Annotated in this window: 17 protein-coding genes; 11 read left to right on the forward strand and 6 right to left on the reverse strand. The window is 65.3% G+C overall.

The window, feature by feature from the left end:
• Nucleotides 1–72: 72 nt before the first annotated feature.
• The 3 genes from HZZ16_RS15875 to HZZ16_RS15885 all read left to right on the forward strand — a co-directional run bounded on the left by HZZ16_RS15875 (nt 73) and on the right by HZZ16_RS15885 (nt 4,791).
• The gene (locus tag HZZ16_RS15875; RefSeq protein ID WP_197949380.1) at nt 73–1,734 is read left to right on the forward strand and encodes an electron transfer flavoprotein-ubiquinone oxidoreductase; all 1,662 of its coding nucleotides are present in this window, start codon (nt 73–75) and stop codon (nt 1,732–1,734) included.
• A gap of 289 nt (nt 1,735–2,023) precedes the next feature.
• Nucleotides 2,024–3,820: a tetratricopeptide repeat protein gene (locus tag HZZ16_RS15880; protein ID WP_197949381.1), complete on the forward strand. Its 1,797-nt coding sequence runs from the start codon at nt 2,024–2,026 to the stop codon at nt 3,818–3,820.
• Between the two features lie 86 nt (nt 3,821–3,906).
• Complete coding sequence (locus tag HZZ16_RS15885; protein WP_197949382.1) at nt 3,907–4,791, forward strand: 4-(cytidine 5'-diphospho)-2-C-methyl-D-erythritol kinase; 885 nt, start codon at nt 3,907–3,909, stop codon at nt 4,789–4,791.
• Here HZZ16_RS15885 and HZZ16_RS15890 read toward each other — a convergent pair.
• From HZZ16_RS15890 to HZZ16_RS15910, 5 genes are all read right to left on the reverse strand, one after another.
• On the reverse strand, nt 4,788–5,666 hold the full coding sequence (locus HZZ16_RS15890) for an alpha/beta fold hydrolase (protein ID WP_197949383.1): 879 nt from the start codon (nt 5,664–5,666) through the stop codon (nt 4,788–4,790). The two genes, HZZ16_RS15885 and HZZ16_RS15890, sit on opposite strands and share 4 nt — an antisense overlap.
• Entirely contained in the window at nt 5,659–6,291 is a 633-nt protein-coding gene (locus tag HZZ16_RS15895; protein ID WP_197949384.1) for a LysE family translocator, read from the reverse strand. Before HZZ16_RS15895 ends, HZZ16_RS15890 begins: the two co-directional genes overlap by 8 nt.
• A gap of 44 nt (nt 6,292–6,335) precedes the next feature.
• Nucleotides 6,336–7,598, reverse strand: a complete 1,263-nt coding sequence (gene fabF, locus HZZ16_RS15900) for a beta-ketoacyl-ACP synthase II (RefSeq protein WP_197949385.1) — start codon at nt 7,596–7,598, stop codon at nt 6,336–6,338.
• A 1-nt stretch (nt 7,599) separates the two neighbouring features.
• The gene (locus HZZ16_RS15905; RefSeq protein WP_197949386.1) at nt 7,600–8,115 is read right to left on the reverse strand and encodes a winged helix-turn-helix transcriptional regulator; all 516 of its coding nucleotides are present in this window, start codon (nt 8,113–8,115) and stop codon (nt 7,600–7,602) included.
• A 434-nt stretch (nt 8,116–8,549) separates the two neighbouring features.
• Nucleotides 8,550–9,557, reverse strand: a complete 1,008-nt coding sequence (locus HZZ16_RS15910; protein ID WP_036006386.1) for a polyprenyl synthetase family protein — start codon at nt 9,555–9,557, stop codon at nt 8,550–8,552.
• A 133-nt stretch (nt 9,558–9,690) separates the two neighbouring features.
• Here HZZ16_RS15910 and HZZ16_RS15915 point away from each other — a divergent pair, with 133 nt between their 5' ends.
• From HZZ16_RS15915 to glyS, 6 genes are all read left to right on the forward strand, one after another.
• Complete coding sequence (locus HZZ16_RS15915) at nt 9,691–9,918, forward strand: putative signal transducing protein (protein ID WP_008562067.1); 228 nt, start codon at nt 9,691–9,693, stop codon at nt 9,916–9,918.
• Entirely contained in the window at nt 9,911–10,675 is a 765-nt protein-coding gene (locus HZZ16_RS15920) for a tRNA1(Val) (adenine(37)-N6)-methyltransferase (RefSeq protein ID WP_197949387.1), read from the forward strand. Before HZZ16_RS15915 ends, HZZ16_RS15920 begins: the two co-directional genes overlap by 8 nt.
• Before the next feature lie 216 nt (nt 10,676–10,891).
• Entirely contained in the window at nt 10,892–11,800 is a 909-nt protein-coding gene (locus HZZ16_RS15925; protein WP_197949388.1) for a S49 family peptidase, read from the forward strand.
• 104 nt (nt 11,801–11,904) lie between these two features.
• A complete protein-coding gene (locus HZZ16_RS15930) occupies nt 11,905–12,096 on the forward strand; it encodes a hypothetical protein (RefSeq protein WP_061878481.1) in 192 nt (63 codons plus the stop codon).
• 192 nt (nt 12,097–12,288) lie between these two features.
• Nucleotides 12,289–13,224 carry a glycine--tRNA ligase subunit alpha gene (locus tag HZZ16_RS15935; RefSeq protein ID WP_197949389.1) on the forward strand — a complete coding sequence of 312 codons (936 nt, stop codon included), beginning with the start codon at nt 12,289–12,291 and terminating at the stop codon, nt 13,222–13,224.
• Nucleotides 13,224–15,323: a glycine--tRNA ligase subunit beta gene (glyS, locus tag HZZ16_RS15940; RefSeq protein ID WP_197949390.1), complete on the forward strand. Its 2,100-nt coding sequence runs from the start codon at nt 13,224–13,226 to the stop codon at nt 15,321–15,323. Before HZZ16_RS15935 ends, glyS begins: the two co-directional genes overlap by 1 nt.
• A 263-nt stretch (nt 15,324–15,586) precedes the next feature.
• Here glyS and HZZ16_RS15945 read toward each other — a convergent pair whose 3' ends face one another.
• Nucleotides 15,587–15,943, reverse strand: a complete 357-nt coding sequence (locus HZZ16_RS15945) for a DUF1236 domain-containing protein (RefSeq protein WP_197949486.1) — start codon at nt 15,941–15,943, stop codon at nt 15,587–15,589.
• Nucleotides 15,944–16,167: 224 nt separating this feature from the next.
• On the opposite strand from HZZ16_RS15945, the gene HZZ16_RS15950 reads away from it, so the two are divergent.
• Both HZZ16_RS15950 and ppdK read left to right on the forward strand, forming a co-directional pair.
• Entirely contained in the window at nt 16,168–16,323 is a 156-nt protein-coding gene (locus HZZ16_RS15950) for a DUF3096 domain-containing protein (RefSeq protein WP_008562090.1), read from the forward strand.
• 96 nt (nt 16,324–16,419) lie between these two features.
• Nucleotides 16,420–19,329 (forward strand): pyruvate, phosphate dikinase, encoded by a 2,910-nt coding sequence (gene ppdK, locus HZZ16_RS15955; protein WP_197949391.1) that lies wholly within the window; start codon nt 16,420–16,422, stop codon nt 19,327–19,329.
• Nucleotides 19,330–19,423 lie beyond the last annotated feature (94 nt).

Here is a 19,423-nt window from a genome sequence, read left to right on the forward strand (position 1 = left end):
GTTGTCCTACCCGGAAAAATCGGAAACAAGGGGGCGCAAACGACCGAGGACCGTCTCAAGGGCTGAGATCAGATGAGCACCGAAGAACTTCCCCCGCGCGAATCCATGGAATTCGACGTCGTCATCGTCGGCGCCGGCCCCTCGGGTCTGTCGGCCGCGATCCGGCTGAAGCAGCTCAACGCCGATCTCAACGTCGTCGTCGTGGAGAAAGGCTCCGAGGTCGGCGCGCACATTCTCTCCGGCGCCGTGATCGATCCGGCCGGCCTCGACAAGCTGATCCCGGACTGGCGCGAGGATGCCGATTGTCCCCTGAAGACGCAGGTGAAGGACGACCGCTTCTACTGGATGACGGCTGGCGGTGCGATCAAGCTGCCGAACTTCATGATGCCGCCGCTGATGGACAATCATCACTGCTACATCGGCTCGCTCGGCAACGTCTGCCGTTGGCTGGCGCGCAAGGCCGAGGCGCTCGGCGTCGAGATCTATCCGGGCTTTGCGGCGGCCGAAGTGCTCTATGACGAGGACGGCAAGGTCAAGGGCATCGCCACCGGCGACATGGGCATCGGCCGCGACGGCAAGCCGAAGGATTCCTTCACCCGCGGCATGGAATTGCTGGGCAAGTATACGTTGTTCGCCGAAGGTGCCCGCGGCAGCCTGACCAAGCAACTCATCAACAAGTTCGCACTTGATGCCAAGGCCGAGCCGCCCAAGTTCGGTATCGGCCTCAAGGAAGTCTGGCAGATCGATCCCACCAAGCACCAGAAGGGCTTGATCCAGCATTCGTTCGGCTGGCCGCTCGACATGAAGACCGGCGGCGGCTCGTTCCTCTATCATTATGACGACAATCTCGTCGCCGTCGGCTTCGTCGTGCATCTGAATTACGACGATCCCTATCTATCCCCGTTCGACGAATTCCAGCGCTTCAAGACCCATCCCTCGATCCGCGGCACCTTCGAAGGCGCCAAGCGGCTCGCTTACGGCGCACGCGCGATCACCGAGGGCGGCTATCAGTCGGTGCCGAAGCTGAGCTTCCCCGGAGGCGCGCTGATCGGCTGCGCGGCCGGCTTCGTCAACGTGCCGCGCATCAAGGGCGTGCACAATGCGATGGGCACCGGCATGCTGGCTGCCGAACATGTTGCGGCCGCGCTCGCCGCCGACCGCGCCAATGACGAGCTCGTCGAATACGAGAACGCCTGGCGCTCCTCATCGGTCGGCAAGGACCTGTTCCTGGTCCGCAACGTCAAGCCATTGTGGTCGAAGTTCGGTACCGTGCTCGGCGTCGCGCTGGGCGGCTTCGACATGTGGTGCAACACGCTGTTCGGCGCCTCGCTATTTGGCACGCAGTCGCACGTCAAGCCCGATCGCGCCACGCTCGATCCGGCCAAGAGCCACGCGCCCAGGAACTACCCGAAGCCCGACGGCAAGATCACGTTCGACAAGCTGTCCTCGGTGTTTTTGTCCAACACCAATCATGAAGAGGACCAGCCGATCCATCTGAAGGTTACCGACATGAACCTCCAGAAGAGCTCCGAGCACGACGTCTTCGCCGGTCCCTCGAATCGCTACTGCCCGGCCGGCGTCTACGAATGGATCGAGGAGGGCTCCGGTCCGCGCTTCCAGATCAACGCCCAGAACTGCGTCCACTGCAAGACCTGCGACGTGAAGGATCCCAACGGCAACATCACCTGGGTTCCGCCGGAGGGTGGCGGCGGCCCGAACTACGAGGCGATGTGAGGGCGCATCGCAGGGGTGAAAAGGCGCACGTTCCCGTGAGGACCAGGCTGCGGCGACCCGCCGCGGCCACGATAAGGCCATAGTAGCGGCGTCTTGGGCTCTCTTGGCGGATTCATTCGGCCGGTTTGGGCGGCGGAGGGGATCTTCCCGGTCCGAATCCTTGCGGCGAAGCGCCAAAAGCGGCATTGTCGGCCCGACGGTTCCGGGTCCGGATATCACCGGCCGCGTTCGCGCGCGACCCGGCCTTTTGCTGCAAACCCAGGCACCACCCAACTCAAGGCGAGCCCTGATGTTTTCAAATCGTTTCAACCGCTGGACTGCTGCCGCCATCGCCCTCATGGGCACCGCGATTGCGACGGTCCCCGGCACGGTCCTGGCGCAGACGCCGGATCATCCGGAGAACACGGCGGCGCAGTTTCCGACGCGAAACGATCTGAAGTCGCTCACCGGCGCCGGCAGCTATCTCGCCGCCCGTCACGCCAGCGTCGAGCGCGACGCGGCCTCGGCCGCCGCATTCTACCGTTCGGCGCTTCGCACCGATCCCAAGAACAACGAGCTGCTCGACCGTGCCTTCATCTCGTCGGTCGCCGACGGCGACATCGACGAGGCAGTCAAGCTCGCCGAGCGCATCCTCACCATTGACAAGACCAATCGCGTCGCGCGTCTCGTGGTCGGCGTGCACGATCTCAAGCTGAAGAAGTACGTCGCGGCGCAGACCAACATCAACCAGTCGATCCGCGGTCCGATCACCGATCTCGTCGCCACGCTGCTGTCGGGCTGGGCCGCTTATGGTGCGGGCGATGCCAAGGGCGGTGTCGCCGCCATCGACAAGCTGGCGGGTCCGGAATGGTATCCGCTGTTCAAGGACCTCCACACCGGCATGATCCTGGAGCTCTCCGGCAAGGAGAAGGACGCCGGCACCCGCTTCGAGCGCGCCTACAAGCTCGACGATTCCATGCTGCGCGTGACCGAGGCCTATGCGCGCTGGCTGTCGCGCAACAAGGATTCCGCCGCGGCCACCAATGTCTACCAGGCCTTCGACAAGAAACTCGCACGCCATCCGCTGATCCAGGAAGGCCTGCGGGAGACCAAGGCCGGCAAGAAGATGCCGCCGCTGGTCGATTCCGCGCAAGGAGGTGCCGCCGAAGCACTCTACGGCATCGGTGCGACGCTGACCCGCCGCGGCGGCGAGGATCTGGCACTGGTCTATCTCCAGCTCTCGCTCTACCTGCAGCCGAGCCATCCGCTGGCGCTGCTCTCGCTCGCCGATCTCTATGAATCGGTGAAGCGGCCGCAGATGGCGATCAAGGTCTATGAGCGCGTGCCCGCGACCTCGCCGCTCAAGCGCAACGCGCAGATCCAGCTCGCCATTGACCTCGATTCCGCCGACCGAACCGACGAGGCGATCAAGATCCTCAAGGGCGTCACCTCGGAGGATGCCAAGGACCTCGAAGCCATCATGGCGCTCGGCAATATCGAGCGCGGCCGCAAGCGGTTCGGCGATTGTGGCGCGACCTATTCGAAAGGCATCGACGTCCTGCCGCCCGGCAACGACAAGGCCAACAGCGTCTGGTACTATTATCGCGGCATCTGCGAGGAGCGCTCCAAGCAATGGGCCAAGGCCGAGGCCGACATGAAGAAGGCGCTGGAGCTGCAACCCGACCAGCCGCACGTCCTCAACTATCTCGGCTATTCCTGGATCGACCAGGGCGTGAATCTCGACGAAGGCATGAAGATGATCAAGCGTGCCGTCGAGCAGCGTCCCGACGACGGCTACATCGTCGATTCCCTCGGCTGGGCCTATTACCGCATCGGCAATTACGAGGAGGCGGTGAAGAACCTCGAGCGCGCGATCGACCTCAAGCCCGAGGATCCCACCATCAACGATCACCTCGGCGACGCCTATTGGCGCGTCGGCCGCACGCTGGAGGCAAAATTCCAGTGGTCGCATGCGCGCGATCTCAAGCCCGAGCCGGAGGAGCTGCCGAAGATCGAGGCCAAGATCGCTGGCGGTCTCACCGAGGACAATTCGAATTCTTCTGCGGCGCAGGCCGAGAAGAAGAAGGACGACGGCAAGGGCGGCTAAGCTAGGCGCATGATCCGGAAAAGTGTGTAGCGGTTTTCCGATCAGATCATGCGCAAACAAATGAGTCTTTTGGGGGCTGATCGCCAATGTCGGCGTTGATTGAAGAGGGGCGGGCGAAGGTCAATTTGAGCCTTCGCGTCGTCGGCCGTCGCGCCGACGGCTATCATGATCTCGAAAGCGTGGTCGCGTTTGCCGATTGTGCCGACCGGCTCACACTGGAGCCGGCCGGGGAGCTGAAGCTGACCACGACCGGGCCGCTGGCTGCCGCCTGCGGCGATAATGCCGACAATCTCGTGCTCAAGGCCGCCAAGCTACTTGCCGAGGCTGTCCCTGACCTGAAGCTGGGCGCCTTCGCGCTCGACAAGGTGCTCCCCGTTGCCGCCGGCATCGGCGGCGGTTCGGCGGATGCCGCGGCCGCGTTGCGGCTCCTGGCGCGTCTCAACGATCTGTCGCTGGACGACCCCCGCATTCAGAAGGTCGCGCTCGCGACCGGCGCCGACGTGCCGGTGTGCCTGCTCTCGCGCGCCTGCGACATGACCGGCGTCGGCGAGCAGCTGCTGCCGCTCGCGCTGCCGAGCATGCCTTGCGTCATGGTCAATCCGCGCGTGCCGGTCGCCACCAAGGACGTGTTCCAGGCGCTGGGCCTGCGCAACGGCGAGCTCCTGGTCGGCGTCACCGACGTCATCCGCGCTCCGGCCTGGCCGGAGGAGGGCGCCTCCATTTCCGATTGGGTCGAGGTGCTCGACACGGTGGCCAACGACCTCGAGGCGCCCGCGCTGCGGATCGAGCCTGTGATCGGCGAGGTGCTGGACGCGTTGCGCTCCTCCGCCGGGGTCAAGCTCGCCCGCATGTCCGGCTCGGGCGCGACGTGCTTTGCGATCTACGGCGCGCCTGCCGAGGCGCACGCCGCGGCCGAGAAGATCCGGCACGATCGCCCCGGCTGGTGGGTGCATGCGGGCACCTTGAGCTAGCCGCTTCCGCTCTCATCAAGCCCCAAAAACCGCCGGATCTCACCCAACACCTCCTGCGGCTTGTCGTGCTGCAGCCAGTGTCCCGCCCCGGCGACGGTCTTAACGCGCGCGTTCTGGAAGTACCGCTCCAGGCCCGCGGCCCTGGCGCCTGCCAGAAAGCTTTCGCCGGCATTGAGCAGCAGCGTCGGACAGGTGATGCGCGACCACAGCTCGATGTGATCGTCGGGCCAGAGCCGGTGCGGCGCAGAGACGCGCTGATAGGGATCGAATTTCCAGCTGTAGCTGCCGTCCTCGTTCTGCCGCGCGCCATGCGTGGCGAGATGCAGCGCGAGGTCGCGGGCGAGGCGCTTGTTGTGAAGCATCATCTGCGCAGCGGCGTCTTCTAGCGTCGCATAGCGGCGCGGGGTGCGGTCGTGCAGCTTGTCGAGCTGGCCGATCCATTTGCCGATGCGCTCATGCGCCGGCGGCTTCGGTGCACCGGGCAACATGGTCACGCCGTCGAGGACGACGAGGCTCGTGACCTGTTCGGGGAATGCGCCCGAAAAGATCAGGCTCACCATGCCGCCCATCGAATGGCCGATCAGGGTGACCTGAGGCGTGCCGAAGGTGCGAACCAGCTGCGCGAGATCGTAGACATATTCGGTGAGAGCGTAGCTGCCGCCCTTCGTCCAGTCGGAATCGCCGTGACCACGCAGGTCGGGCGCGACGACGCGAAAATGCGGTTGCAGCGAGCGTGCGATGTGATCCCAGCTGCGGCAATGATCGCGACCGCCGTGCACCAGGACGGCGACGGGTGCACCCTCGTTGCCCCAGTCGGCGTAGTGCAGCCGCAGGCCGTGCGATTCATAGAAGCGGCTTCGCGGGGCGCTAGCCATTTGCCGGCCGCCGCGCCAGGGCGAGCGAGAGGCCGAGGCTCGCGATGAAGACGCCGGAGCCCTGCGTGAGACGACGCATCAGAAGCGGCCGTCCGGTCAGCTGCGCGCGCGTCGCGGAGGCCATCAGCACCACCACGACATCGGCGAGCGTGTTCAGTGCCACCGAGATCGCACCCAGCAGGATGAATTGCAGCGTCGGGTTCGATTCCGATGGATCGAGAAACTGAGGAATGAAGGCGAGGAAGAACGCCGCGGTCTTCGGATTCAGTGCTTCGACCAGCACGCCGTCGCGGAACGCGCGCTTGTCGCCGATGGGCTCGCTCCCAAGCGACAGGTTGCTGCCGGCACTGCGAAAGGTCTTGATGCCAAGCCAGACCAGATAGAGCGCGCCCACGAATTTCACGGCGGCAAACAGCTCCGCGCTCGCCAAGATGATGGCGGAGATGCCGAGGCTGCCCGCGACCACATGAACCAATCCGCCCAACGCCGTGCCCGCGGTCGAGGCAAAGCCGCTGGCACGCCCCTCCGACAAGGTTCGCGCCGCGACGTAAAAAATGCCGGGGCCGGGAATGGCGGCAATGAGGAGAGCTGCGGCCAGGAACAGCCAGAAATTCGTTTCGATCATCCTGTTTTCGTAGCGCAGCGGATCGCGATTGCAAGGCCCTTCGTTCAATCCATTCGGCGGAAGATCACGCTGGCATTGACGCCGCCGAAGCCGAAGCCGTTGGAGATGGCATGCCGCATCGGCATCGGTCGCGCGCTACCTGCGACAATATCGATGCCGTCAGCGCTGGAATCAGGGTTTTCGAGATTGAGCGTGGGCGGCGCGATCTGGTCGCGCAGAGCGAGCACGGTGAAGATCGCCTCCAGCCCGCCGGCGGCGCCGAGCAGATGACCCGTGGCCGATTTGGTCGCGCTGACCGCAATGCCGCGGTTGCGGCCGAACAGCGCAGCGATGGCGCCAAGCTCGCTCTCGTCGCCGGCCGGTGTCGAGGTCGCATGCGCGTTGAGGTGCTGCACATCCGCGGGCGCAAGCTTGGCCTGCCGCAGCGCGATCTCCATCGCGCGGCGGGCGCCGTCGCCATCGGGCGAGCCCGACGTCATGTGATAGGCGTCCGCAGTCGTGCCGTAGCCGACGATCTCGGCGATCGGCGTCGCGCCGCGCGCCTGCGCATGCTCCAGCGCCTCGATCACCAGGATGCCTGCGCCTTCGCCCATGACGAAACCGTCGCGGTTGCGATCGAACGGACGCGAGGCGCGCCCAGGCTCGTCGTTGAAGCCGCTCGACAGTGCGCGCGCCGCCGCAAAGCCGCCGAGGCTGACGATGTCGATGCAGGCCTCCGCGCCGCCGCAGATCGCAACGTCTGCTTCGCCCGCTCGGATCATGCGCGCGGCATCGCCGATCGCCTGCACTCCGGCGGCGCAGGCCGTGACGGGCGTGCCCAGTGCGCCCTTGTAGCCGTACTTGATCGAGACGTGGCCGGCGGCGAGATTGGCGAGGAACGAGGGGATCGTGAACGGCGACAGCCGGCGCGCGCCGCGTTGCGCGGTGATGCGCACCGCCTCCGCCATGGCGGGAAAGCCGCCGACCCCGGAAGCGATGATCGTCGCGGTGCGCTCCAGCGCGCTCGCGTCCTGCGGCGTCCATTGGGCTTGCCCGACAGCTTCTGCCGTGGCGAGCAGCGCAAACAGGATGAAGCGGTCCATCTTGCGCTGATCCTTGGGTGCGGCAGCCTGCGCCGGATCAAAACCGCCTTTGTCATCTTCGGTCTTGTCGGGCACGAGGCCTGCGATGCGCGCCGGCAGCGCCTCTGCCCATTCTGGCAACGGGCGCAGCCCGCTTTGCCCGGCGAGCAGCCGCCGCCACGTCAGTTCGACGCCGCAGCCAAGCGGCGACACCGCGCCCATTCCCGTCACGACGATACGACGCATGTCAGTCTCCAGCCGGCGCGACGGCCGGGTTCATGGCCTTGAGCGAAGCGAGCCGTGCGCGCATGCCGCGGCTGGCGCGGGGACCTGCGACGACGACCGCATTGGCGAGCGTGATCGGGCGCTTGTCGGCGGCATCGACCACGATCGGCTCGAGCGGGCGGACGTCGCTCCGGTTCGCCAGCAGGATGGATTCGCCCTTCGGCGCGAGATGCTTGTTGCCCCAGGCGAGCAGCGTAGCGATCACCGGGAAGAAATCCCGCGCCTTGTCCGTCAGCACATATTCGTAGCGCGGCGGGCGCTCCTGATAGCGGCGACGCACGAACATGCCGGTCTCTGTGAGGTGCGTGAGGCGCCGCGACAGGATGTTCGGCGCAATGCCGAGGCTTTGCGAGAACTCGTCGAACTTGGTCGCACCCTGAAACGCATCGCGCAGGATCAGGATGCTCCACCATTCGCCGACCGTCTCCACCGCGCGGCCGACCGGGCATTCCAGGATGGAAGAGGATTTGGGCTGCATGGCGGGTAAGGTAGGGTAGTTACTTGCAAAATGCAAGTAACTACTGGCCGGTGCCAGTGTGTGATCTGTGCGATCACGGAGCTATGGCCGCGTTTCGAAATGCGAGTTGGCGAACAGTGATCTCGCGCCACCCTCGGTCATTGCGAGCGCAGCGAGCAATCCAGACCGTTTCCGCGGCGGCATGCTGGATTGCTTCGCTGCGCTCGCAATGACGGGGCGAGGCAGCGCGCACTTATCCAACACCGTCACCCTGCTCGCCTGTTCGGCGAGCCTCGAACGGCGACGGCCCGGCTGCAGCTCTGCCGTGCATCCTTCAGGGCTCCCGGCGCGATGCAACGCATCGCGCCACTCGCGCCTCCAGCGACAACGGCTTCGCCGTTGCGCGGCGATGACAGGACCAACAACGGTACGGAAGCGAGAGGGGCGTCAGTCGCCTAATGCGATCTTGCCAAGCAAAACGCCACGACCTGCTCCAGCGCGCTCTTCATCGGCGAGGGCGGGAACAGCGCCAGCGCATCCACGGCCATGGCGCCGTAGTGCTGGGCACGGATCAGCGTGTCCTCCAGCGCGCGGTGCTTGTTCATAAGGCCGATGGCGTGATCGAGATCGGAATCGCCGATCTCGCCGCGCTCGAGCGCGCGGATCCAGAAGGCGCGCTCGGTGTCGTTGCCGCGGCGGAAGGCGAGCACGACGGGCAGCGTGATCTTGCCTTCGCGGAAATCGTCGCCGGTGTTCTTGCCGAGCTTGGCGCTCTTGCCGCCGTAGTCGAGCACGTCGTCGACGAGTTGGAAGGCGATGCCGAGATTCATGCCGACCGAGCGGCACGCGGTCTGCTCCGCCTTCGGGCGGTTGGCGATCACGGGGCCGACCTCGCAGGCGGCGGCGAACAATTCGGCGGTCTTGCCGCGGATCACGGCGAGATATTCGTCCTCGGTGGTGGCGGTGTTCTTGGCGGCGGCGAGCTGCATCACCTCGCCCTCGGCGATGGTGGCGGCCGCCGCGGAGAGGATGTCGAGCGCGCGCAGCGAGCCGACCTCGACCATCATGCGGAAGGCTTGGCCGAGCAGGAAGTCGCCGACCAGCACGCTCGCCTCGTTGCCCCAGAGCATGCGCGCCGACAGCTTGCCGCGCCGCATCTCGCTCTCGTCGACGACGTCGTCGTGCAGGAGCGTCGCGGTGTGCATGAACTCGACGGAGGCAGCTAACTTGATATGGCCGTCGCCGGTGTAGCCGGCGAGGTTGGCCATGGCGAGCGTCAGCATCGGGCGCAGCCGCTTGCCCCCGGAGGAGATCAGGTGGTTGGCCACTTCCGGGATCATGGTCACGTCGGAGCCAGTCCGCGACAGGATCGTGGCATTGACGCGCTCCATATCGGGGGCGACAAGGGCAACCAGCTCTTCGATCGACGCGCCGGGAGTTTCGAAAGGTACGATGACGGCCACGCCGGTCTCCAATATTTGCCCCAGAAGGGCTATTCTGATGGAAAGACAATAGAAACTGGCGGCGGATGCGGCAAGGGCCGCGGAACCATTGACATTTGCCGCGTTAGCCACTTTCAGGCAGGAGACCTCCGTTTTGCGTGAACTGGTTCGGACCAACGATATGGTGCTGGTGTCGGCGATCGGCGCGCTGCTCGACGGCGCCAACATCCATCATCTGGTGCTGGACCAGAACATGAGCATCATCGAGGGGTCTCTCGGCATCTTGCCGCGGCGGATCCTGGTTCATGAGGACGACGCCGAGGAGGCGAGGGCGCTCCTCACCGAGGCAGGCCTCAGCCACGAACTGCGCGGCGATGATTGAGGCCGCGGATATTACCGAGGACGCGTTTCTCGGCGGGCGGTTGCGCTTGATGCAGAAGCGGTCAGGCCACCGCGCCGGGCATGACGCCGTCCTGCTCGCAGCGGCGACCGACGCCCAGGCGGGTGACCGCGTGGTCGAGCTTGGCGCCGGCGTCGGCGCGGCGGGGCTCGCGCTTGCGCGGCGCGTCGAGGGGATCAGGCTCAGCCTGGTCGAGATCGATCCGGAACTGGCGCAGCTCGCGCAGGCCAACGCCGCCGCGAACACGATCGCCGCCGAGGCCATCGTGCTCGACGTTACCGCCGACGCGCAGGCGTTTGCCGCGAACGGACTCCTGCCCGACAGTGCCGACGCCGTATTGATGAACCCGCCCTTCAACGATCCCACACGCCATCGCGGCTCACCGGATCAGGCGCGCCACACCGCGCATGTGGCGAGGGAGGAGACGCTGCATGCGTGGGTGCATGCAGCCCGGCGCATTCTCCGGTCGAGCGGCGTGTTGACCCTGATCTGGCGCGCGGACGGAATCGGCGATGTCATGGCAGCGCTGTCACGCGGATTCGGCAGCCTTGCGATCATGCCGGTTCATGGTGGAACAGGAAAGCCCGCGATCCGCGTGTTGGTGCGCGCAGTCAAAGGCGGGCGGGCACCGACGCGATTGCTGCCGGGCCTCGTGCTTAACGACGAGTTAAATCTGCCCAAAAAAGAGGTGAGGGATATTCTGGAGGGGAGGGCGGCGTTGCCGCTGGGGGAGCCGTGACCACTTACTGCGGAAGCGATTCCGTCTGCTGCTCTTGCGGGGACGTAAAGCGAATCGCGGTGAAAAGCGCACCGATCAGCAGCAACAGCAGATAGATCTTCATGGCGTTTCCTTCCGCTGCCTATTGCAGCTTCCCAACGGGGATTCTGCAAAACACGTTCCAGGCACTTTCAATGACACTCGCGTGATAAGAAATGGTTAACCAGAGGTAAGGCCATGGCCGAAAAATTGAACGATCGTGAGAGTTCCGGCCTGGCCGACAAGCTCATGCAATATCTGCCGGCGCGGTTTCGTCCTGGCACGGCGGTCGTGCCGGTGGTGCGGCTGTCCGGTGTGATCGGTGCGGTGACGCCGCTGCGTCCGGGCCTGACGCTTGCCGGCGTCGCGCGGGTGCTCGAGCGGGCGTTTTCCTATCGGCACGCCAAGGCGGTGGCGCTGGTGATCAACTCGCCCGGCGGCTCGCCGGTGCAGTCGCGCCAGATCTACTTGCGCATCAAGCAACTCGCCGCGGAGAAGAAGCTGCCCGTGCTCGTGTTCGTCGAGGACGTTGCGGCCTCCGGCGGCTACATGATCGCCTGCGCGGGCGACGAGATCATCTGCGATCCCTCCTCGATCCTCGGCTCCATCGGCGTGGTCGGCGGCAGTTTTGGTTTTCAGGAGGCGATCAGGCGGCTCGGCATCGAGCGGCGCCTCTACACGTCGGGCGAGCACAAGGCGATGCTCGACCCGTTCCTTCCGGAAAACCCGGATGACGTCATGAGGCTGAAGGCGATCCAGCGCGAGATCCACCAGATCTTCATTTCGCTGGTCAAGGAGAGTCGCGGCGCCCGGCTAAAGGGAGCCGACGACGCGCTGTTCACGGGTGAATACTGGGCGGGGGATAGCGCGATCGCGCTGGGGCTCGCCGACAGCATCGGCGATCTCCGCTCAACTCTTCGTGCCCGCTATGGCGACAAGGTTCTCACCCCCGTGATCGCCCAGCCAACCGGGCTGCTGTCCGGCCTTTTTGGCCGGAAATCGCCCGGCGCGGGGCAGCTTTCGGCCCTGGAGTCAATGGCCGGGCTGCCGGACGAGCTGATCTCGGCGGTCGAGACGCGGGCGATTTGGGCGAAATTCGGGTTCTAGGGCTCGCGCTCCCGCGCCATTTCGTCCGGGCGGCGCCAATTGCGGCGCGGGTCCATCTGCGCAACAATGCGTGTGGGGGCTGAGCATGAGACGAGGATCGACCGATGCCGCCGTTCGTCGCTTTCGCGGGCGTCTTGGGCGGGCTTGCCGTGGTCCGTTGGGCCTACAAGACCGCTGTCCGGATCAACCAGGAGCTGGAGGAGATGCGCCTGTCGCGCGTCACTGAAGCCGCCCGCATGGGGGATATCCAGACGCTGAAGCGTGACCCCGTGACCGGAGCTTACCGGCCGGGTTAATTGGTGCTGACCTTCACACGCAGCGTCATTCCGGGACGCCCGTAGGGCGGACCCGGAATCTCGAGACTCCGGGTTCGATGCTGCGCATCGCCCCGGAATGACTGCCCAATTAACCCCTTCGCCTTGATTCCCATCCCCGCCGTCGATACGGTCCCGCGCGATTCAAACCCCCCGCGAGAGCCTGATCTGACGATGGACGCCTCATTGCCCGCCCATATGCGCCCGGAACGCTCGTTCCAGGGCTTCATCCTCGCGCTCCAGCGGTTCTGGGCCGAGCAGGGCTGCGTGATCCTGCAGCCCTACGACATGGAGATGGGCGCGGGCACCTTCCATCCGGCGACCACGCTGCGCGCGCTCGGGCCAAAGCCCTGGAATGCCGCCTATGTGCAGCCCTCGCGCCGGCCGAAGGACGGCCGTTACGGCGAGAACCCGAACCGGATGCAGCACTATTACCAGTTCCAGGTGATCATGAAGCCCTCGCCGCCGAACCTTCAGGAGCTGTACCTGAAGTCGCTCGCCGCGATCGGCATCGATTCCGCCGTGCACGACATCCGCTTTGTCGAGGACGATTGGGAGAGCCCGACCTTGGGCGCCTGGGGCCTTGGTTGGGAGTGCTGGTGCGACGGCATGGAAGTCAGCCAGTTCACCTATTTCCAGCAGGTCGCGGGCTTCGAATGTGCGCCGGTCGCGGGCGAGCTCACCTACGGGCTCGAGCGCCTTGCGATGTATGTGCAGGGCGTCGACCGCGTCTACGACCTCAACTTCAACGGTCGCGAGGGCGAGGCCAAGGTCACCTATGGCGACGTGTTCCTGCAGGCCGAGCAGGAATATTCGCGGCACAATTTCGAACATGCTGACACCGGGATGCTGTTCGAGCAGTTCAAGATGGCGGAAGCGGCCTGCCGCAAATATCTCGACGCCGGCTGGCGCGAAGGCAATCGCAAAGAGCATCTGATGGCGCTGCCGGCCTATGACCAGTGCATCAAGGCGAGCCACGTCTTCAACCTGCTCGATGCCCGCGGCGTGATCTCCGTGACCGAGCGGCAGAGCTACATTCTGCGCGTGCGCGAGCTGGCAAAAGCTTGTGGCGAGGCGTGGATCCACACTGAAGCGGGCGGAGCGGCCTGATGCCCGACCTTTTGCTTGAACTGTTCTCGGAAGAAATCCCCGCGCGCATGCAGGCGAAGGCGGCCGACGATCTGCGCCGCATGGTCACCGACAAGCTGGTTGCCGAAGGCCTGGTCTACGAGGGCGCAAAAGCCTTCGCGACGCCGCGCCGTCTTGCGCTCACCGTGCACGGCATCCCTGCGCGCCAGCCTGATCTGAAGACCGAGCGCCGCGGACCCAAGGTCGGAGCGCCCGACGCGGCCGTGCAGGGCTTTCTCAAGGCGACTGGATTGAAGTCGCTGGACGAAGCAAAAATCCAGCGCGACCCCAAGGGTGATTTCTACATCGGCTTGATCGAGAAGCCCGGCCGCGACGCGATCAACGTGCTCGCGGAAGTCCTGCCCGTCATCATCCGCACCTTCCCCTGGCCGAAATCGATGCGCTGGGGCGCGCGCTCCGGCAAGCCCGGCTCGCTGAACTGGGTGCGTCCGCTGCATGCGATCACCGCGACCTTCGGACTCGAGACCGAAGAGCCCGATGTCGTGAAGTTTGAGGTCGACGGCATCGAGAGTGGCCAAACCACTTACGGCCATCGCTTCCTCGCGCCGGCGCCGATCTCCGTGCGCCGCTTCGAGGACTACGAGGCAAAGCTGCTCGAGGCCAAGGTCGTGCTCGATCCTGAACGGCGCAAGGACGCCATCCTCACAGACGCCAAGCAGCTCGCCTTCGCGCAAGGTTTTGAGCTCGTCGAGGACCAGAACCTGCTCGACGAGGTCGCCGGTCTCGTCGAATGGCCAATCGTGCTGATGGGCTCGTTCGAGCCGGAGTTTTTGAAGACGCCCGACGAAGTCATCCGCGCCACCATCCGCAACAACCAGAAGTGTTTTGTGGTGCGCGACCCGAAGACGGGCAAGCTCGCCAATAAATTCATTCTGGTCGCCAATATCGACGCGACCGATGGAGGTGCGACCATCATCGCCGGCAACGAGCGCGTGATCCGCGCGCGGCTGAGCGATGCGAAGTTCTTCTACGAGACCGACCTCAAGACCAAGCTCGAGGACCGGCTGCCGAAGTTCGAGCAGATCGTGTTCCACGAGAAGCTCGGAACGCAGGCTGAGCGGATCAAGCGTATCGAGCGCCTCGCCGCGGAGATCGCGCCGCTGGTCGGCGCCGACGGTCCCAAGGCGACGCGGGCCGCACATCTGGCAAAGGCAGATTTGCTGACCGAAGTCGTCGGCGAATTCCCGGAAGTTCAGGGCCTGATGGGCAAGTATTACGCGCTTGCGCAGAGCGAGGACGCCTCCGTCGCCGCAGCCTGTGAGGAGCACTACAAGCCGCAGGGCCCTGCCGATCGCGTGCCGACCGATCCGGTCAGCGTTGCCGTGGCGCTCGCCGACAAGATCGATACGCTCGTCGGTTTCTGGACGATCGACGAGAAACCGACAGGCAGCAAGGACCCCTATGCGTTGCGGCGCGCAGCCCTCGGTGTGATCCGATTGATTGCCGAGAACGCGCTGCGTCTGTCGCTCATGAAGGTGGCGGGATCGGCGCTCGCCGGCTTGTCGGTGAAGCCGGCCGATGCCTCGAAGCTTCCGAGCGACCTACTCGCCTTCTTCGCCGACCGCCTCAAAGTACAGCTCCGCGAGCAGGGCGCGCGGCACGATCTCGTCGATGCCGTGTTCGCGCTCGGCGGTCAGGACGATCTTCTGATGATCGTCCGCCGCGTCGAGGCACTCGGAAAATTCCTCGACAGCGATGACGGCAAGAACCTGCTCGCCGGCACCAAGCGCGCCAGCAACATCCTCTCGATCGAGGAGAAGAAGGATAAGCGCAGCTTCGACGGCGCGCCCGATGCCGCGCTCTACAGCCTTGGCGAGGAGAGGGCGCTGGCCAAGGCGATCGGCGAGGTCAAGGCGGAAGCCAGCGCTGCCGTGGCCAAGGAAGATTTTGCCGCGGCGATGAGCGCGATGGCAAAGCTGCGTCCGCCGGTCGATGCGTTCTTCGACAAGGTGCGCGTCAACGACGACGATCCGAAGGTGCGCGAGAACCGCCTGAAGCTCCTCAACGAGATCCGCAGCGCCACGCGCGCGGTGGCGGATTTCTCGAAGATCCAGGATTGAGGCGCGGCCGCGCGGCCAACACCGCTGTCATTCCGGGGCGCGCCGCTTGGCGCGAGCCCGGAATCCATTTCTCCTCCTCACGCGCGGCACGATGGATTCCGGGCTCGCGCTTCGCGCGCCCCGGAATGACGGCTGCTGATGTGGCTTGCGCAAAAAAGCCCCGCCCGGCGGGGGGAGGACCGGGCGGGGCCTGATGTCCGATTTAACACTGCTCGCGCCAGCCTGATGTGACGCGCCGGACATCGAATGGAGCGGCAGCGTCTTTAGTCCAGCACCTCGACGATGCGGCGCGAGCGCGGCTCGACCAGCACGGTTTCGCCGTTCACGACGGTGTACCGATAGGTGGTGGCGCCGAAACGTTGCGGCACGTCATAATAGGTGACGCCTGCCTCGGGTAAGGTGGTGCCGACCACGACACGATCCGGAATGCGGAAGGCCGGCACACGTTGTTCGATGACATATTCGCGGAAGGCGGGCCGCTGTTCGACGGCAATGGTCGGCGCGCCGTCGACCATTGCGGGCGCGCGTCCGATCGTGACATCGCTTTGCGCCTGCGCCGCAAGAAGGGGCGCGCCAGTCGCGGCCGCGAGCGCTGCGAGAGCAAAAATCCTGTTGCGCATGGACAACTCCTTCGACGTGAATCTGCGGACGCGCCAGCGGCGCGACGGGTTGCCAATGCGTGCCTCAAGCCAATGTTCCGGGAAAAGGCCCGCCGCATTCGCGGCAATTTCGGGCAGTTTTCGTGAGGCCGGGAACTCGCAGCAGGTCTTGCGCATCTCTACTCCCGGAACCCAGCCGGCTATGATCCGCGCGCGATTCGCCTCACCTCACAGAAAGATAATTCATGCACATCACCGTCGCCCACATTTCGCCGATCCTGTCGTTGATTGCGGGCGTGCTCATCCTGATCATGCCGCGGCTTCTCAACCTCATCGTCGCGATCTTCCTCATCGTCAACGGCGCGATCGGGCTCGGGCTCCTGAAGTGGCTCCGCTTCTAGGCGTTCACTTTTCGGAACTGTCCGTCTTGCGCGGGCCCGCCCAAAATGGTGTAAGGCCCGCGATTTCCCATTCCTCTCGCAGGTTGTGTGCAAGCTATGGCCAAAGCCGCCTCGAAGCCCAAGAAAATTCCAGCGAAAATGCCAGCGAAATCAAAGCCCTCTGCCGCAGCTAAGGCAGCGCCGCCCGCCCGCAAGGCGCTGGCCAAGAGCGCGCCGAAGCCGGTTGCCAAGCCGGCGGCAAAGCCTGTGACCAAGGCGGCTCCGCCGAAGGTCGCCGCGAAGCCCGCGCCGAAGAAGGCTGCGCCCGCCAAGCCGGCAGCGGCCAAGGCCGGCAAATGGGTGTACACGTTCGGTGACGGCAAGGCCGAGGGCCGGACGGAAATGCGCGACCTGCTCGGCGGCAAGGGCGCCAACCTCGCCGAGATGGCCAATCTCGGCCTGCCGGTGCCTCCCGGCTTCACCATCCCGACATCGGTCTGCACCTATTTCTACGAGCACGACAAGACTTACCCGAAGGAACTGAAGTCGCAGGTTGAGAAGGCGCTCGACTATGTCGGCAAGTTGACCGGCAAGGTGTTTGGCGACATCAGGAACCCGCTGCTCGTCTCGGTGCGCTCCGGCGCGCGCGCCTCGATGCCGGGCATGATGGACACCGTGCTCAATCTCGGCCTCAACGACCAGACCGTGGAAGCGCTGGCCGAACTGTCGGGCGACCGCCGTTTCGCCTATGACAGCTATCGCCGCTTCATCACGATGTATTCCGACGTGGTGCTCGGCTTCGAGCATCATCACTTCGAGGAGATCCTCGACACCTTCAAGGACAGCCAGGGCTACACGCTCGACACCGATCTGTCCGCTGAGGATTGGGTCGAGCTGGTCGGCAAGTACAAGGACGCGGTCGCACGCGAAACCGGCAAGGAATTCCCGCAGGATCCGCACGACCAGCTCTGGGGCGCGATCGGCGCGGTGTTCTCATCCTGGATGAATGCGCGCGCGGTGACCTATCGCAAGCTGCACGACATTCCGGAATCCTGGGGCACCGCGGTCAACGTGCAGGCCATGGTGTTCGGCAACATGGGCGAGACCTCGGCCACCGGCGTTGCCTTCACCCGCAATCCCTCGACCGGCGAGAGCAAGCTCTACGGCGAGTTCCTGATCAACGCGCAGGGCGAGGACGTGGTCGCGGGCATCCGCACGCCGCAGGACATCACCGAGGAAGCGCGGAAGGAGTCGGGCTCCGACAAGGCCTCGATGGAAGCGGCGATGCCGGAAGCCTTCAAGGAGCTGACGCGGATCTACACGCTGCTCGAGAAGCACTACCGCGACATGCAGGACATGGAGTTCACGGTCGAGCAGGGCAAGCTCTGGATGCTCCAGACCCGCAGCGGCAAGCGCACCGCCAAGGCTGCGCTGCGCATCGCGGTCGAGCTCGCCAATGAGGGCCTGATCTCGAAGAAGGAAGCGGTCACGCGGATCGATCCGGCCTCGCTCGATCAGCTCCTGCATCCGACCATCGATCCCAACGCCAAGCGTGACGTGATCGCGACCGGCCTGCCGGCTTCGCCGGGCGCGGCCTCCGGCGAGATCGTGTTCTCCTCGGACGAGGCGGCCAAGCTTCAGGGCGACGGACGTAAAGTGATCCTGGTCCGCATCGAGACCAGCCCGGAAGACATCCACGGCATGCACGCCGCCGAAGGCATCCTGACCACCCGCGGCGGCATGACCTCGCACGCGGCGGTGGTCGCGCGCGGCATGGGCAAGCCCTGCGTCTCCGGCTGCGGCACCATCCGCGTCGATTACGGCCGCGGCACCATGAGCATCGGCTCGCGCACCTTCAAGACCGGCGACGTCATTACCATCGACGGCTCGCTCGGCCAGGTGCTCGCCGGCCGCATGCCGATGATCGAGCCGGAGCTGTCCGGCGAGTTCGGCACGCTGATGAATTGGGCCGACCAGGTCCGCAAGATCGGCGTCCGCGTCAACGGCGACACGCCGGACGACGCGCGCACCGCGATCAAGTTCGGCGCCGAAGGCATCGGCCTCTGCCGCACCGAGCACATGTTCTTCGAGGAGACGCGCATCCGCACGGTGCGCGAGATGATCCTCTCCGAGGACGAGCAGTCGCGCCGCGCCGCGCTGGCCAAGCTGCTGCCGATGCAGCGCGCCGACTTCGTCGAGCTGTTCGAGATCATGAAGGGCCTGTCCGTCACGATCCGGCTTTTGGATCCTCCTCTTCATGAATTCCTGCCGCACACCCATGCCGAGGTCGAGGAAGTGGCGCGTGCCATGAACACCGACCCGCGGCGCCTCGCCGACCGCGCCCGCGAGCTCTCGGAGTTCAACCCGATGCTCGGCTTCCGCGGTTGCCGCATCGCGATCGCCTATCCCGAGATCGCCGAGATGCAGGCCCGCGCGATCTTCGAGGCGGCGGTCGAGGCGCAGAAGCGCACCGGCAAGGCCGTCGGCCTCGAGGTGATGGTGCCGCTGATCGCGACCAAGGCCGAGCTCGACCTGGTGAAGGCGCGGATCGATGCCACCGCACAGGCCGTGATGCGCGAGACCAACACCAAGCTGGCCTATCAGGTCGGCACCATGATCGAGCTGCCGCGCGCCTGCCTGCTCGCGGGCGAGATCGCGCAGTCGGCCGAGTTCTTCTCGTTCGGCACCAACGACCTGACGCAGACGACCTACGGCATCAGCCGCGACGACGCGGCGAGCTTCCTCGGTCCCTACGTCGCAAAGGGCATCCTCTCGGTCGATCCCTTCATCTCGCTCGATCAGGAAGGCGTCGGCGAACTCGTCAAGATCGGCGTTGCGCGCGGCCGCAAGACCCGCACTTCGCTCAAGGTCGGCATCTGCGGCGAGCACGGCGGCGATCCCGCTTCCGTCGCCTTCTGCCATCATATCGGTCTCGACTACGTCTCCTGCTCGCCGTACCGCGTGCCGATCGCGCGGCTTGCAGCGGCGCAGGCCGCGCTCGGCAAGGCGATCGCGAGCCAGGCGTAAGCCGAAGCACAGATACGGAGTTTGAAAGAGGCGGGGTCCAGCCCCGCCTCTTTTATTTCAGCTCTTCGCAAAATGGGCCGGGGCGCGCGCAGCG

This window comes from Bradyrhizobium glycinis (assembly GCF_016031655.1).
Classification (GTDB): Bacteria; Pseudomonadota; Alphaproteobacteria; order Rhizobiales; family Xanthobacteraceae; genus Bradyrhizobium; species Bradyrhizobium glycinis.